Annotated in this window: 16 protein-coding genes; 4 read left to right on the top strand and 12 right to left on the bottom strand. The window is 54.9% G+C overall.

Going from position 1 to position 15,430, the window contains the following annotated elements; genetic code table 11:
- Nucleotide 1: 1 nt before the first annotated feature.
- Nucleotides 2-475: a thioredoxin-dependent thiol peroxidase gene (gene bcp / locus ACXZ66_RS11215; RefSeq protein ID WP_458748841.1), complete on the bottom strand. Its 474-nt coding sequence runs from the start codon at nucleotides 473-475 to the stop codon at nucleotides 2-4.
- Between the two features lie 91 nt (nucleotides 476-566).
- On the opposite strand from bcp, the gene ACXZ66_RS11210 reads away from it, so the two are divergent.
- Both ACXZ66_RS11210 and ACXZ66_RS11205 read left to right on the top strand, forming a co-directional pair.
- On the top strand, nucleotides 567-845 hold the full coding sequence (locus ACXZ66_RS11210) for a DUF3618 domain-containing protein (protein ID WP_458748840.1): 279 nt from the start codon (nucleotides 567-569) through the stop codon (nucleotides 843-845).
- A 59-nt stretch (nucleotides 846-904) separates the two neighbouring features.
- Nucleotides 905-1,504, top strand: coding sequence for a DUF305 domain-containing protein (locus ACXZ66_RS11205; protein ID WP_458748839.1), 600 nt, complete (start codon nucleotides 905-907; stop codon nucleotides 1,502-1,504).
- Nucleotides 1,505-1,514: 10 nt separating this feature from the next.
- Here ACXZ66_RS11205 and ACXZ66_RS11200 read toward each other — a convergent pair whose 3' ends face one another.
- The 11 genes from ACXZ66_RS11200 to ACXZ66_RS11150 all read right to left on the bottom strand — a co-directional run bounded on the left by ACXZ66_RS11200 (nucleotide 1,515) and on the right by ACXZ66_RS11150 (nucleotide 14,865).
- Entirely contained in the window at nucleotides 1,515-2,078 is a 564-nt protein-coding gene (locus ACXZ66_RS11200; protein WP_458748838.1) for an isochorismatase family protein, read from the bottom strand.
- Between the two features lie 38 nt (nucleotides 2,079-2,116).
- The gene (locus tag ACXZ66_RS11195; protein WP_458748837.1) at nucleotides 2,117-2,617 is read right to left on the bottom strand and encodes a gluconokinase; all 501 of its coding nucleotides are present in this window, start codon (nucleotides 2,615-2,617) and stop codon (nucleotides 2,117-2,119) included.
- Nucleotides 2,618-2,830: 213 nt separating this feature from the next.
- Complete coding sequence (locus tag ACXZ66_RS11190) at nucleotides 2,831-5,002, bottom strand: glycoside-pentoside-hexuronide (GPH):cation symporter (RefSeq protein WP_458748835.1); 2,172 nt, start codon at nucleotides 5,000-5,002, stop codon at nucleotides 2,831-2,833.
- 170 nt (nucleotides 5,003-5,172) lie between these two features.
- Nucleotides 5,173-6,534 (bottom strand): mannitol dehydrogenase family protein, encoded by a 1,362-nt coding sequence (locus ACXZ66_RS11185; RefSeq protein WP_458748834.1) that lies wholly within the window; start codon nucleotides 6,532-6,534, stop codon nucleotides 5,173-5,175.
- Nucleotides 6,531-7,937: a glucuronate isomerase gene (gene uxaC, locus ACXZ66_RS11180; RefSeq protein WP_458748833.1), complete on the bottom strand. Its 1,407-nt coding sequence runs from the start codon at nucleotides 7,935-7,937 to the stop codon at nucleotides 6,531-6,533. The genes ACXZ66_RS11185 and uxaC overlap by 4 nt, the downstream gene beginning before the upstream one ends.
- 113 nt (nucleotides 7,938-8,050) lie before the next feature.
- Nucleotides 8,051-8,812, bottom strand: coding sequence for an isocitrate lyase/PEP mutase family protein (locus ACXZ66_RS11175; RefSeq protein ID WP_458748831.1), 762 nt, complete (start codon nucleotides 8,810-8,812; stop codon nucleotides 8,051-8,053).
- 59 nt (nucleotides 8,813-8,871) lie between these two features.
- On the bottom strand, nucleotides 8,872-9,978 hold the full coding sequence (locus ACXZ66_RS11170) for a LacI family DNA-binding transcriptional regulator (RefSeq protein WP_458748829.1): 1,107 nt from the start codon (nucleotides 9,976-9,978) through the stop codon (nucleotides 8,872-8,874).
- Between the two features lie 299 nt (nucleotides 9,979-10,277).
- A complete protein-coding gene (locus ACXZ66_RS11165) occupies nucleotides 10,278-10,988 on the bottom strand; it encodes an aminotransferase class IV (RefSeq protein WP_458748827.1) in 711 nt (236 codons plus the stop codon).
- Entirely contained in the window at nucleotides 10,985-12,859 is a 1,875-nt protein-coding gene (locus ACXZ66_RS11160) for a chorismate-binding protein (protein WP_458748825.1), read from the bottom strand. The genes ACXZ66_RS11165 and ACXZ66_RS11160 overlap by 4 nt, the downstream gene beginning before the upstream one ends.
- A 268-nt stretch (nucleotides 12,860-13,127) precedes the next feature.
- Nucleotides 13,128-14,267, bottom strand: coding sequence for a tyrosine-type recombinase/integrase (locus ACXZ66_RS11155; protein ID WP_458748824.1), 1,140 nt, complete (start codon nucleotides 14,265-14,267; stop codon nucleotides 13,128-13,130).
- The gene (locus ACXZ66_RS11150; protein WP_458748823.1) at nucleotides 14,260-14,865 is read right to left on the bottom strand and encodes a helix-turn-helix domain-containing protein; all 606 of its coding nucleotides are present in this window, start codon (nucleotides 14,863-14,865) and stop codon (nucleotides 14,260-14,262) included. The genes ACXZ66_RS11155 and ACXZ66_RS11150 overlap by 8 nt, the downstream gene beginning before the upstream one ends.
- A gap of 151 nt (nucleotides 14,866-15,016) precedes the next feature.
- On the opposite strand from ACXZ66_RS11150, the gene ACXZ66_RS11145 reads away from it, so the two are divergent.
- Nucleotides 15,017-15,220 (top strand): helix-turn-helix transcriptional regulator, encoded by a 204-nt coding sequence (locus ACXZ66_RS11145; RefSeq protein ID WP_458748821.1) that lies wholly within the window; start codon nucleotides 15,017-15,019, stop codon nucleotides 15,218-15,220.
- 2 nt (nucleotides 15,221-15,222) lie between these two features.
- Nucleotides 15,223-15,420, top strand: coding sequence for a hypothetical protein (locus tag ACXZ66_RS11140; RefSeq protein ID WP_458748820.1), 198 nt, complete (start codon nucleotides 15,223-15,225; stop codon nucleotides 15,418-15,420).
- Nucleotides 15,421-15,430: the final 10 nt, after the last annotated feature.

Below are 15,430 nucleotides of genomic sequence, written 5' to 3'. Positions count from 1 at the left end.
TTTATAGCGGCAAATCCCGCAGGATTCGCGCAACGTGACCGGTGGCCTTCACGTTGTACTGTGCAGATTCGATGACACCGTCGGCATCAACCAAGAAAGTCGAGCGGATTACGCCCTGGACCACTCGGCCATAGTTCTTCTTTTCGCCAAACGCGCCCCACTCCTTCATAACCGACTTGTCCTGGTCAGAGAGAAGAGTGAAATTCAGATCGTGGTCAGCGCGGAATTTAGCCAGTTTTTCCGGCTTGTCGGGGCTGATCCCTACAACATCAACGCCAAGTCCATTGAGCTGGGCGAAGCTATCACGGAAGTCGCAGGCCTCGGTGGTGCAGCCTGGAGTATTTGCTTGAGGGTAAAAGTAGACGAGTACGCGCTTACCCGCAAAATCTGAAAGCGAAACTTGCTCGCCTTTGTCATTGGGAAGGGTAAAAGCAGGAGCAGTGTCGCCTGGGGCCAGACGTGAGGATTCAGTCATGTCTAATACCTTACCGGACATTGAATTCGTGACTACACTATTGTGGGAACAAAGCACCATTAATTACTTGACAACAAACGGAGTTTGAACAGTGGCACGAGACATCAACGATATCCAGCGCGACATCGAACGTACCCGTCAGCAGCTGGCGGGCACACTCGACGAGCTGGCAAACCGCACCAAGCCACAGAACTTGGTCGATGATGCGAAGACCCAGGCAAGCGAAAAGCTGCAGGACCCAACGGTCCAGAAGGTTCTGTTCGGTATCGGTGCTGCTGTCGTGGGTTTGATCGTGCTTAACGTGGTTAACGGCCGCAAAAAGAAGAAGAACCTGAAGGAGCTACAGCGCATTCTCGCTGAGCGTTCTTAGAGTTACTGCAAACGGCGCTAAGATCATCTTTTTAGAGTTAGTTGTTTAAAAGGGGAAAGATGATGCGCCGTTTTTTGCTGCCTGTAGCAGCGTGCCTGGTTCTGGTGGGTTGTTCTTCTCCAGATGCTCCAGCCAGCAATTCCAACGTGGAGCAAGCAGGCATTGTAGATTCTCCAACAATGCCAGCCGAGGCCAACGAGACCGACGTGCACTTTTTGGGCATGATGGTGCCGCACCATGAACAGGCAATTGAGATGAGTGACGTACTCTTGGCCTCTGACGTGCAAGATGAAGCCGTGCGTGATCTTGCGCAGAGGATCCGCGACGGTCAGGCTCGTGAAAATGAGATCATGGCGGAGTGGGGTGCCCAGTGGGGCCAACAACAAGCCATGGACCTACACTCGCACCACATCGCGAACGGCATGGTCAATCCGACCGTCATGAATAACTATTCCGCGCTGCAAGGTGATGAGTTGCGCACGCGCTTCCTCGAACTGATGCATTACCACCACGCCGAGGTCATTGCGATGACCCAGGACGAAGTGGATAACGGTGGCTATGAGCCGCTGAAAGAGCTCTCCGCCGAAATGATTCAGGTCCAAACTGCCGAAATGGCAGAGATGGAAGATCTATTGGGCTACGTACCGAACCCCCAGTAGCCCAAACTATTTACAGCAGTTCAGCCCCTGCTGCGTGGGCTTCATTCAATGCTTGGTCGCCGCGCGCATTGTCAACGGCGGCACACATACCGGTAAGGATGCGCACGCTGAAGCCTTCTTTAAGACCATCGAAAACAGTTGCGCGCACGCAATGGTCGGTAGCAATACCACAGACATCAATGGCGTCTACGTGGTTTGCGCGCAGCCACTCAGCCAGGCCGACGCCGTCTGCTTTTCCTTCGAAACCGGAATAGGCGGCTGCGTATTCTCCCTTGCGGAAGAAGGCTTCAATTTTCGAGGTATCAATAGCTGAGTGAATCTCGGCGCCCTCGGTGTCGGCTTTGCAGTGCACCGGCCAGGTGTCTACATAGTCTGGGTTCTCAGAAAAGTGGCTACCTGGATCAATGTGCCAATCTTGCGTGGTCACGATGTGGGTATATGCGTTGAGATCCGCAGTTTCGGACCCCAGGAAACTACCAATTCTGGCAGCAACCTCAGGTCCGCGTTGAGTTGCTAAGCTGCCGGTGCAGAAGTCATTTTGGACATCGACGATGATCAGAGCGCGATTAGTCATGACGCCAGTCTACCGCCACCGCACCGGCAAAATGCGGGTTACTTGTCGTTGGCCTTGATCCACTTGACTGCTTCGTCAACGATCTCGGCTGGGGAGTGCGAGACATCGAAAACGTCCCCGCGCTCGTCGTCACGCAGCTCTTCCAGAGTGTCCAGCTGCGAGTCGAGCAAGGAGGCCGGCATAAAGTGGCCAGGGCGCTCCGACATGCGCGAGTAGAGCAGATCCCTGCTGCCATGGACATGGATGAACACAGCATCCGGGGCGTATTCGCGAATCTTGTCCCGGTAGGAGTGCTTCAGCGAGCTGCAGCCGATGATTCCGCCGTCGGGGTGGTCTACGAGCCACTCGCCGATGTGCTGAAGCCAAGGCCACCGGTCTTCGTCGGTAAGCGGAATGCCCTTCGCCATCTTGTCGATATTATTTTGGGTGTGCAGGTCGTCTCCGTCCTTATAAGGAAGGTCGAGGGCCTTACCCAACATGGCGCCGACAGTGGACTTTCCTGAACCGGACACCCCCATAACGACGATGTGCTTAGTCATTGTGACCTCCAACGGTGCTTGATGTGTGGATTGGAAAATAAGTAGTGGGGCTAAAGTTAATCAGCATTATCGTGCACTTTCATAGCCTAATGAATCCAGGATACTCGAGATCGATACCGATTGGTATGATCTTTATGTGATTTGGGCAATGCTTAGCGACGAAAAACCGGGCGCCGAAATTAATCCCACGCCCGGTTCTAGCTTCTCACAAACTTAATCCTTGGAAGGTTCCATTGGATTATTCTCGTCCGGAAGCTCGCTCTCGTCCGGCGCAGCCTTCCGCGAAGCATCGTTAGGCTTCGAATCTGGGTACTTCGAACGGAACGCCGCTGCAACAAACTCAGCGATCTGCTTGTAGGTTACCGAACCAGTGTTGAGCACGAGGTCGTAGTCCGAGTCGTGGTTTGGATCCCACGAGTAGAGACGATCAGACATCTCGGCGCGAATCCGGTCTTCAGTGATACATTGCTCGCGGGCTTCCTTGTAGCTGAGACCCGTTTGCGCCATAACGCGCTCGACACGCTTATCAAGCGGGGCGATGAGGCGCACGTGAATTGCACCGTAGACATCACCGAGGACGTGTGCGCCGTTACGGCCCAAGATGACGCCACCGTTGTCTACCGCGTTCAGGACGAACTCGGTGTTCTGGGACGCGAGATTGCGGTTCGCGGACTGCGAAACAGCGGAGTCCAAGTCGCCGTCTTGGAGGCCACCAGCAGAAATTGCACGCATCCAGCGGTCGAAGGTGTTATCCGAAATGAGGTCCTTCTTCTCCACCTGTGCGAGTTCGGTGGAACTGAAGGCCTGGCCGATGTACTCGACACCGAGCTCCTTTGCAATCATTGGTGCAATATCTGTTGCACCGGAACCGCGCAAACCGAAGACTGTCACGATTGGAGGATGGTTTTCCTCGGCCTTGCGCAGCAAGGTATTGCGTCCATCGCCGACAAGGGTGTCATCGGCCATAACGGTGCGGGCAGGGTCGACATCCTTGGCCTTACCAATAGCGGCCTGGGTGCGACGCTCGTTCAGATCCGAGATAATTCCCTCGTGGGTTTTCGTATCCAATGGGTAGCGAGCCATCACAACAATTGCGACGACGGCGAATGCTGCGGTGACAAGACCAATGGCAACGCTAATACCATGGATAGCCTCTGGGGTCTGGGTAGCAGCACCGGAGACATAACCGTAGGCGCCGATGATAGCGCCACCAAGCCAGCCACCAACACCTTGGCCAACCTTACGGGTGAAGGAGAGGATCGAATAAGAACCGCCCTCGGCCCGGATACCGGTCTTCCACTCGCCGTAGTCAACAGTGTCTGCCTGCATGGAGAACATCAACGAGTTGGTGCCGCCATTGCCAAGGCCATAGATAAACCATGCGATGAGTGCCAGAGGTAGAGCACCGCTTGGCACAAAGTACAGCAGCAAGAAACCGAGGATGATCAGGATGCCGTAACCAACGTAGCCATTGCGCTTACCGAAGCGCTTGGTCACTGTAGGCACGAAAGACGCGGCGAGGATCGTACCCACAGTCGAAGCTGCAGTCAGGAAGACGTACCAGTTACCATTGCCGAGGACATCACGGGCCCAGTACATACCAATCGCGTTAAAAATGAAGTTTGCGGTCAGCAGGAAGAATGCACCGGAACACAGAGTGATCAATGGTTGATTCTTGGCAACCATCTTCATGGTGTTCTTAAAGGAGATTTCGCCTTGGCCACGAGGAACAACCTCGCGGGAGTTAGCGAAACAGATCAAGTACAAGATCACGGCAATGATGCCGAGGATGATACAAGTAATGGTGAACTTCAGGCGGATACCGTCTGCCGTGGTATCCGAAAACTGAGGTGCCACAACTGCAGAGAGGACGACCGTGGTCAGCGAAGATGCGATGGAACGCGCACCTGTGAGCTTGGAACGGTCGACTGGGTCCTGCGTCATTGCAGAAGCAAGGGAGCCATAGGGGATGTTCACAAACGAGTAGCACAGCTGGAATAACGCATCAAAGAGGAAGATCCAGGCGATAGTGGCTGTGTTACTGAGCCCTGCTGGGGTGGAGAAGAGCAAGACGAAGACGATGGCCAATGGGGTGGAACCGAAGAGGATCCATGGGCGGAGCCTACCCCAGCGGGTATCGGCTCGGTCGACTGTCTGGCCGGCGAACAGGTCAGTGAAGCCAGCCCAAATCTTGGTAATGCCGTAAATTGCGCCAGCGACGCCAGCTGTCAGACCTGCGATGTCCGTCATGTAGACCATGAGGAACATCGAGGTCATCATGAACGTCAGGTTGTTTGCAACATCGCCAAATGTATAGGTGAGGATTCTGTGGCCGGGCAACTTGGTGTCGGCCGCATTCTCCTGTTGCTTGGTTGCGGTGGTCATTTTTCACTCCTAGTGGTGACCGTGGAAGCAGGTAAGCGGGGGTGTCGCTTTTACTTTCCTGCGACAAGCCCACAAACCGAGGCGGAAATTTTCTTGAAAATCTGTTATGGCCTTTGTAAATTGGCTAAACGGTACGGATACTGTGATTACTGCGGATTACTTGTGCCTAATCAGTTCAGCTCCTTCAATTCACCGTTGATGGAACGAATCAGCTCTAGGGCCTGAGCATTGTTTGCCAGATCCTCGTCGAGAGCTGCGACCAGTGCCTTGACCGGATCTGATGACTTGCGAGCCTGGTCAAGCTCTGCGGCGCGTGCATCTTGAATCTCGTCAGCGCGCAGAATGTATTCCACCCACGCGGCGATCGAGAGAGCTGCACCTGCACCGTCACGTCCAGCTGCAAGCTCAGCCTTCATGATAGGTACGGCACGCATACGCTGCTTGGTGCCGCCATCGATGGCGATCTGAGCAAGATTGTGACGGATCCGCGGATTTTCGAAGCGCTCAATGAGCTGTTTGCGGTAACCAGGAATATCCAGGCCGTCGGCGGTGAGATGATGAGCCGCTTCGTCCCAGAGTTGGTTGACCCGGGCGCGCACGTCATCGTCGTTAATTGCTTCTGCAACGGTGGCGTAGCCCTTAAGCTGCCCGTAATAAGCCATCAGCGAGTGGGAACCGTTGAGCAGCCACAACTTGCGGCGCTCGAACTGCTCGATGTCGTCGACGAAGATGACGCCGGCGCGCTCCCATTCTGGGCGACCTGCGGGGAAGTCCCCCTCGATGACCCAGGAGGCGAAAGGCTCGGTGACAACTGGGGCCGCATCGGCGAATCCGGTTTGTTCCTCAACGTCAGCGATTAACTCGTCGGTGGTGGCCGGGGTGATGCGGTCAATGGAGGTCGATGGGAAGGTCACTTCCGCTTCGATCCACGAAGCCAGATCGGGATCGACCTCGCGAGCCATGCCCAAGACGGAAGCCTTGGTCAGTGGGCCGTTTTCTGCGACGTTGTCGCAGCTCATCACGGCAATTCCGCCGAGGCCGGCAGCCCGGCGAGCCTGCAGCCCCACGATAATGCGACCAGCGGCGGTATCCAGGGAATCTGGGTTACCCGCCTTGAGCGCTGCAAGATCGGAGATGACATCGGGGCTTGAAGTATTCAAGGAACCATCTTCGGCCAGGTGGTACCCGGCCTCGGTGACGGTCAAAGTGACAACGGCAACTGCCTTCGAAGCAAGCAGTTCCTTGAAACGCTCAAGGTTTGCTGCAGGCTGCGCCTCGACGAGCGAGGTGATGACCTCAGGGGAGTCTCCGTCGCCGGAGCGTGTGACCAAGGTGTAGAGACCATCTTGTGGCTGCAAGGCATCGGCAACACCTGCGCTGCGGCCGGTGAAGGAAGCATAACCCCAGTTCGGATCTGATTTCTCGGTGTACCACACCTGGTGTGCACGGTGGAAAGCGCCGAGACCGACGTGAACGAGGCGGATAGCTGGAGCCGGCGCGTCGTAGTTTGTGCGATTGAGTGCCTGACTCATAGCTTGAAGGTCCTCCTTGGGGATGCGTCGATGAGATCGACAATGATTTCTGCTGCTCGGTCTTCGGTGATGCGGTGTTCTGCGACAAGCCGTGCCAGGTAGCCGGCCTCAACGCGACGCGAGGTGTTGTGGCGTGCCGGGATGGAGCAGTATGCGCGGGTGTCATCGATGAAGCCGGAGTAGCGGGAGAAGCCGGTGGTGCCGGTGGTGGCAGCGCGGAAGCGTGCCATTGCATCGATCTCGTCGATGAACCACCAAGGCGCACCTGCGTAGACAGATGGATAGTAGCCTGCCAGCGGGCCGATTTCGCGGGAGAAGGTGGTCTCGTCGATGGTGAACAGGACGAAGTTGAAGTCCTTGTTTTCGCCGAAGCTGGACAGCAGTGGCTGCAGGCCCTTGGTGTATTCCATCTGGAACGGGATATCGTGGCCGACATCGGCACCGTACTTTTCAAACGCGGAGGTGGAGTGGTTGCGGTAAACACCTGGGTGCAGAGTCATGACCAAGCCGTCGTCTTGCGCCATCTCGGCCATGCGGTAAGTCATGTTGGCCTCGAAGGCATAAGCCTCGTCCCAGGTCCAGGAGCCGTCGCGGCCCTTGTCGAAGAGGCGGGAGGCTTCCGCGGCGTCCAGCGGAGTCGATTCCGCGTTGTGGGTGCCGTGGTCACTGGAGGTGCCGCCGTTCTCTTTAAAGAATTGACGACGATTGCGCAGACCCTCAAGGTAGCCCTCGTAGCCAGTCTTGCCGCCACCGTAGAGATCAATGAGTTGTTCAACATTGGAAGCGAACTTCGCGTTGTAGAACTTGGTGTGAGCGTCAGGGCGGAATGTTGGCAGGACGCGAGGGGTAAACGATGGATCGTCGGCAAGCGTCTTGTGTGCCTTCAAATCGTCCAAAGGATCGTCCGTGGTTGCCAGGACTTCTAGGTTGAAGGACTCGGCGAGTGCGCGAGGGCGGAAGTCTGGGCGAGCGAGGATCGCAGAGAGTTCGTCGTAAATATCGTCGGCGTTTTCTGCAGAAATGCGATCAGGATTGATGCCGAAAACGTGCTCAAATTCTTGCTCAACCCAGTAGCCGGTGGCGGTTCCTGTGTAGAGTGACCAGTTGGAGCAGAAGATCCGCCACGCTTCCTTCGGATCGGCGTCATGTCCACCGACACCGAGCTCGGAGAGCTCGTAGCCAGCGGAGTGCAAAATTCGGGTGAGATAGTGGTCTGGGGAAATCAGAAGTTGGGTTGGGTTCGGGAACGCTGCGTCGTCCACGAACATTTGAGCCTCAAGGTGGCCGTGGGGGGAAATGATTGGCAGATCTTCGACATTCGCGAGGAGCCTGCGGGCAATCTCGCGGGTCCCGGGGTCTGCCGGTAGTAAGCGGTCAGGATGGGATGCATGTGAGCTACTCATGGCTCCATTGTCAGCTACGATTTAACTCACATTCAAGCAGTTGCCAGTTGTTGCATCACTTTTCATTTGTGATCCACCCCATGCACGTGAAAGGTATCACGTTTTCGGTGATATTAGAGCCAAGCGCTCAGAGAGTTGCTAAGGACCTGCTCAAGTGCCATCTGCCACTTCGGGCCCCACGTCAACCGGCGCACTCCCAGATCTTTTAGCCCCTGAAGATCGGCCGGAGTTTGGGCAATCGGATCAGTAGTGACGTTGACCGGAAGGCTGGTTGCTGCAACGAGGCGCTTAATCTGCTCGGGCGTGGTTGCCCCGACTGGGTAGAGTGAACGCGCACCTGCATCGGCCATCAGCTTCATTCGCTTGATTGCCTCGGCCTCTGGGTCCTCGAATACCGCCTCGCCGTGCTTGATGGCATCGGTGCGGCCATTAATAACAAACTCGAGATCCAATTCGTCTGCTGCCGAACGAACCCCAGAAATGTATTCCGCGTGTTCTTCAGCACTGCGGATCCGACCACCGTCCACGTGCACGGTATCCTCGATATTTGCGCCCACAGCGCCGGTCTCGGCAACGCGGTGCAAAAGGTCCGAGGGAGCAAGGCCGTAACCAGATTCCACGTCCACGGAGACAGGAATCGACACCGATTCGACGATGTGCCTAGTAATAGTCATGTACTGGTTGAAGTCCATCTTTTCGCCGTCTTGGCCGCCGATCGCGTTGGCCACAGGGTGAGAACCGATGGAGAGGAACTTAAAGCCTGCCTTTTCGACGATTTGTGCACTCCAGACATCCCATACAGTAGGAAGGACGAGAGTTTCACCGGAGGCGTGAGCGGTAGACAATTCGTGGGCGAGTTCGCGATTGATAGACATAGCGGTACATCTCCTAATTTGTGCGACTAGTTCCGTTGAAAGTAACTGTGACGCCCATCCTAACGAGATTCTCTATGCAAGGTTGTTGAGGTTGATTCCCGCACGATCAATCGGGTCGGTAGCACGCGAGGCTTGGTCAACGGTTTCTTCACGCCACGGATTAGTGCGATGAGGTTGGCCGCAGAGACTCGCCCCACTGCGCGCAGTGGACCGGCGACCGTGGTGATGCGCGGGGTGGTCAGACTGGCTAATTCAATATTGTCGAAACCAGCGACGAGGACTTCATCTGGAATGCTGACACCTTCTACTCTTGCCTGATTCTGAAACCCCACCGCACTTAAGTCGTTGAAGCAGACCACGGCATCGGTAGGGTTATTTTTCCATTGGAGAAAGGCGTCTTGGCCACCGCGAGTGTCGGGAGAAATTAGCTGAATCCGATGCAATTTCACGGAGGTGTTTTTGCTCGACGTCGGACCCTGCTGTGGTTTATACCGGGTAATTAACGGTGCGTCATCGTTACCGTTATCTTCGAATGTGTCACGCAGTGCACGCCAGCGCATCGAATCCGCCCAGGAATCACTAGGCCACGAGAGGTATGTCACAGACCTAATGCCTTGGTGGACTAAATGGTTTGCAAGACGGATCGTTCCGTCGTAGTTGTCAACGAGGACACTTGGCACACCTGGGACAGGACGGTTGACCACCACGGTGGGCGTAGTGCGGGCAATTTTCTGGATTTCAGCGTTGGTGAGGCGAGAGGAAGCAAGAATCAGCCCGTCAACATATGGCGAAACTTTTTCCACTGCGGTGTGGGCTTTCACTGCGGATTCCTGCACGTCACTGGCCTGTACCCAGACGTCTTCGACCCAGCCTGCGTGCGAGGCCCCACGCAGAATTTCGACGAAGAATTGGTTGCGAAGGTCTGCCGCGATGAAACCGATGACATCCTTATGCTCACTGACGGAGTTTCGGGTTTCTAAGGTGGACCTGTAGCCGAGCTCTCTCGCGATTCTGCGGATTTTCTCCGCGGTTTTAAAGCTGACTCGATCAGGCCGAGAAAACGCCCGCGACACCGTTGAGGGTGAAACGCCCGCGACTTCGGCAATATCATAAATTGTGATCGGTGATGTTGGTTGCGGAGTCTTATCCGGACGTTCCGGTGTCATAGGCCACTACCTTAACTGCAGATCAGATGCGAAGACCTGCCTGCGCATAAATGTTGAATGAAAGTTTTTTTAAAGTTCATCTAAATACCGTATCCACGAGAAGAAAGCAATGCTACACTTTCGAAATGCCAAGGGAAGTGATGAACCCGCTGGCACTGATGCCTAAACAACTAAATGTGAATTAGGTTGGACTTAGGTTGAACAATGTATGAAAGGCGCGGCGCCCCAGGCGTCGCGCCTCTCATTGTAACGAGTGGCCCACCGCACATCAGTGGATTGCTACCTTAATCTTTTGGGATCTATAGGGATCTTTCAGGTATAGGTTCCGCGTGAGCATCCAGCAACAACACAACATCGCGCTGCAGCTGAAGCAATTCTTCAGGCCAAGCAGGAGTGGCAGAATTTTCAATTCTCCGGACGTGGGTGGCATTAAGCAACCATGCTGGTTGGCCAAGCAGTCCACCTAAAGTTGTTGGGGGACCATCGGATACTTCGACATTCAGCCCAGCCAAAGCCGAACGCACGAGTTGGGCTGTGACACTGTCTAGTTGTCTCGGATGGCGTGGAAATATTGCCTCCCACCGAACTCTGTCACCAACGCCAACAGGCTGAAACATAACCGGAGTAGAAAAACAGGCCTCAACCACGTTCTCTTGGTTATCGAGGAGTAGAACCTCGTCGTACTCGCTCTCGGACAAGACTGCCCCTAACCACTCCAAGTCTGGGCCCTTGATAAGGGGCAGGACCCGAGCATCTGCAACGCCGTTTGGAGCAACAGTCACAGTGTCCGTTTCTTCCCGAGCAGGGCGAACCCGCAGGCTGACTCCGCTCGCGCACAGCTCCAGTCGCGGAGAACCCTGCGCTCCAGCAACTAACGCGGTAAGTTCCTTCAAATCCACCGAATGTCCCCGCGCGGCACAGGCGCTTTGAAAACGCGCCAAGTGCAGGCTTAATCCGCGCACTTTCCCATCGCGCACACTAAAAGAATCTGCTGCTAGAAGTTCGCTCATGACCACCCCTGAAGCCAGTTGTCAGACTCAGTAAGTCCCAAAAGTTGGCGTAGCGGAAGAAGCTTCACCAGTACTTCGTCGGCTTCCTCGTCTGGGCTGCTCAGCGCTGTCACCGCGCCGCCCGCCCCGTAACTCAGGTGCGTGCCTTGGAGGACGGCGCTGCGGATCAGCACCGCGAAATCGGCAGTTCCGTCAGCAGCAATGTAGCCCGCCACACCCGAATACCACCCGCGCGCCTCAGGCTCGAGGCCAGCAAGAAGTTCCACCGTGCGTTTCTTCGGTGCCCCAGTCATCGACCCCGGCGGCAAGCACGCTCGGACCAGATCAGATGTCACGGCATCACTGCGAAGGTGGCCACACACAGTACTAATCAATTGATGTCCCGTGGCAAAAGTGTGCACACCGAAAAGTTCCGGAACATGCACTGAACCAGGCTCACAAAAACGCGAAATGTCGTGGCGCATCAGGTCCACAATCATCTGATTTTCGGCCCGGTCTTTCACTGATGCACCGAGCTCATCGCGCAACAGCGCATCTTCTTCGGCCGTGGCTCCGCGCCCGCGGGTCCCCTTGATCGGGCTGACGCGCACGGTTCGGTCCGCTTCCACGGACAGAAACCGTTCGGGAGAGGCCGAGAGGATCACGGTGTCGTCGATACGCCAAAAACTTGCCATCGGAGCAGGAGAGGTCTGCCGCAAACGAAGATAAAGGCTAAAAGCATCAGGCTTATCGACGAGCTCCGCGCGCACACTCGTGGTCATGCAGAGCTCGTAGGAGTCGCCATAGGAGATGAAGTCCTGGCACTTTTCTACTGCTTCGAGATACTTCGAACGATCAAGATCAGCCTGCGGAGACTGTAGTAGTGCAGGTGGCGCGGAGGACTGAGGTGGCGTGGTAGTGAGATGGGGCAGCGCGGTGCCCTCGCGCAGGTAGAGCCAGATCTCGCCGGCCTCTTCGACAAAGACGATGTCGGGGGTCAGTAGGAGGCCCGAGGTGCCCGCGTAATCAATGACAAGGAAATGGCCTGGTTGGAAAGTGCCACCTCCGGAAACTTCAGTGAGCATCGGGGAGTGGAGCAACTGTTCCTCGGCGGGAAGCGCAATCTGCGCGGAGAAGCCGGAACCAAGATCGGCGGCGAGGATGCTGCGCTGGCCCGTCGGGTGAGTCGCATCGGCGCTATCAAGCCAGGCAAGGGACTTGGACTGGCTATTTAGCGCCACAGCTAACTTGGGTAGAGAACCGGCTGGGCTGAAAAGGGTGGATGTCCAACGGTGCAGTGGTGGAAGGGGAACACCAAGTTCAGCTAATGCCGCACGGATAATTTCGGTGCCGCGCCGGGTCCCCACTGACTCGGGGTGAAATTGGAGGCCGTATTGTGGCGCATCGCTTCGTCGACAAGCCATAATCGTGCCATCGTCTGCCAGGGAAGTGACCTCGAGTGACTCCGGCACGGTTGCGGGATCGACCGCAAGCGAGTGGTAGCGGGTTACTTCGATGGGGCCAGTCAGGCCCGCAAATCCGTCGATCATGCTGGTCCGGCCGTGCATAGGATGCGCGGCCGCAGAAACAGTGGCACCCGCGGCGGCCGCGATGGCCTGCATGCCGAGGCAAATGCCTAGTACCGGCACCTCGGTTTGCTCCACGGCGAGTGCCGAGCCCGCAAGATCGCTAGCGTTGTGGGGATTTCCGGGACCAGGCGAGATGATTACCGCGTCTTGGCCGTTGATGAGCTCGCGCGTGAGACGTGGATCGTCGTGGGGCAAAATTGCAGGGTGTGACCCGGTGGCCTCCGCGATGAGGTGGGCGAGGATCCCAGTGAAACTGTCATAGTTGTCAATGAGCAGCAACTGCGGCTGGGAATTGGGACTCATGGGCATTAAGCTTAGTGCGAACTCGGTGCGGACAGAAAAGCGAAAAGCCATTTCCTGATTTCTCAGAAAATGGCTTTGGCCTTGGAAATTGTGCGCCATCAGGGACTCGAACCCCAGACCCGCTGATTTGGAATCTCGGGACTTGACAGTATTGCCAATTATGTAGTAACGCTTCAATTGTGCTGGTAAAAGGCTTGAAAGTACGGGCGGAATTGAGAATTATGAAACGAATCGGATAATACTTTGCCATTACTTTGCCACAATTTCATTAGATCAACTGTTCGTTTAAGATAGCCGCAACTTCCGGCCCCTCCTTAGGTTTTTCAATATAGTGATGTTCCGTAATCGTTGAATCCGCGTGACCAAGTTGTTGCGAAGCCACAAGCAGAGAAACCTTATCCGCTAGAATCGTTGCCACATTACGCCGCATTGAATGGTAAGTAATCCAATCAACCGGCGGGTACTCTTTGGATTCCTTAGACTCTCCCCAAACTTCACGCGCTGACCTAATCCACCGCTCGGCCGTTGACTTAGAAATATGCGTACCCGTGGCACTCGGAAACACCCATTCAAAGAATCGTTGGTTATTCCGTTCCTGGTCGTGCAAGGCGTTGGCCGCAATGTCTGAAAGTTGAATAGTCCTTGTGGATTCCCCGCCGTCTTTAGTTGGCCGGATTACCGCCGTGGCAGGAGACGTAGCAAGATCCACATCTTCCCAACGTAGCCTTAAAGCTTCCGATAACCTCACGCCCGTTCCGGCAATAAAATCAACAAGGTTCTTGAATCCGCCCGCCCTATTTTTCGGGCCGGGGCGCTCGGCTGAACTGTAGTAAGAAACCATTGCCCTAAACCCGGCCATTTCTTTCGGGGTAATTGCCCTCGGTTTTGGTCGTGGAACTTTCGGTGCCGTTGTTTCCCGTACCGGGTTAGCGGGTAGCAAGTCAAAACGAACAGCGACACTAAAAGCAGAACTTAGAACTACCCGGGATTGTTTCGCCGCCGATGGTTGTGATTCCAGTGACCTGATAAAGGATTCAACGCGGCCCGTTGTGATTTCGTTAATTTGCAGGTCACCTAACGCGGGAGAAATGTGGTTGCGTATCGCTGACTTGTACACGTCCATTGTCTCTTTGGTTACGTCGTGGTTTTTCTCCCAATAGGCAAGTAGCTCGGAAACCGTATTAGTTGAGCGTAATTCGCCGGAAGTGTCGGCCGCTGAAACTTTAGTGACGGCAACTTTTATTTTTCGTTTGGCTTCCGCTTGACTTTTTCCGGTACGTCGTATCCGCCGGTATTTACCGTTGTCTAGCCTTATTTGGGCATTGGCTTGAACGTTGCCGTTAGGCAGGGTTGTAAAGCCAATATCGCCTACGGTTCCTGGCGCTAAGCGTGGTTGGCCCCTACTCATGGCGGTGGACCTCGTTATATTCAATGCGTTGCCATAGCGGTTGAATGAAGAGTGCCGGGGGGTTGATTATCTCGCCATGTTCGTTGATTTCAACGCCGGTTCCAACGTTAAGCGCGCCACCTATTTGCAGGGTTGATTTCAAAATTGCTTCAAGCGCCTTGGAGACTTCTTTCAGTTCCTGGTCAACCTCGTTGATTGAATCTGTAGTTAATCTGTAAGGTTCTTCCAATTCGTTCCACTCAATTAGAACGTTGCTTAGATCCCCAAATTTATCGGCTAGGGATTCTAATTGTGGGGGAACGCTTCCAAGTGTTCCGGCCGCTAATCGTTGCAGTCTTTCAATGGGTAGTTCCTCGCCGTCATTTGCCGGAATGTAAAGAGCAGACCACGGAATATTTAGAACGTCTGAAAGTGTTTGGGCTTCCGTGATTTCAAGGCCGCGTTTCCCTGATTCTATTTTTGCTATGACGCTTGGCCCCATTGTTGCGCCGCGTTTTGTTGATTGCTCGGCTACCCATTCTTGTGTTTGGTTCATTGCTTGCCGGGCGTTTCGTAGTTTTGCCCCGATTATTTTGCGCCGTTCTTCCACGTTTGTCATATTGGCAAGTTTGCCATATTGGCTTTAGTCATGTCCATCGAAGTGCGATTATAGAAAAGTTGCGAAATTGACTTGTGTTATTCCGCGCCCGTGTGTTACTGTTCGTTATTCGATATTCGCACATATTCTAAAATCGGAAGGATTTGGGACAATGGGAATCCCTACCACACCAACAATCACTTTGACGGAAGCCGCAGAAATTTTGGGCGTTGCTAAGTCAACTGCATACCAAGCCGCCCGTGAAGGGACTTTTCCCGTGAAGCTCGGCCGCGTTGGAACCCGCTACATCGTGCCTACGAAACCACTTCTTGAATTTCTTGGCCTGGACAACGCCCCTGAAGAGAAGAGCGCCTAACAATGGGAATCCGCAACGAAACAGCGGCCGCGTTGGCTGAATACATTTCAATGTTTTCAACCTCGCCAACTGATCCTAAAGACCTCGCCAACTACGTTCTTACCGCCGTTGATTCCTGTATGGAACAGCGCCCGGTGGAAGAACACCCTATTCGCTACGCGTTGACTGATCGCGCGCATGAAGCACTAGCAGATGTTTAAGGCACTGTGA

It is taken from the genome of Corynebacterium sp. S7 (assembly GCF_054401105.1).
The sequence above is the reverse complement of the archived record's forward strand: the minus strand, read 5'-3'. Positions and strand labels throughout refer to the sequence as shown.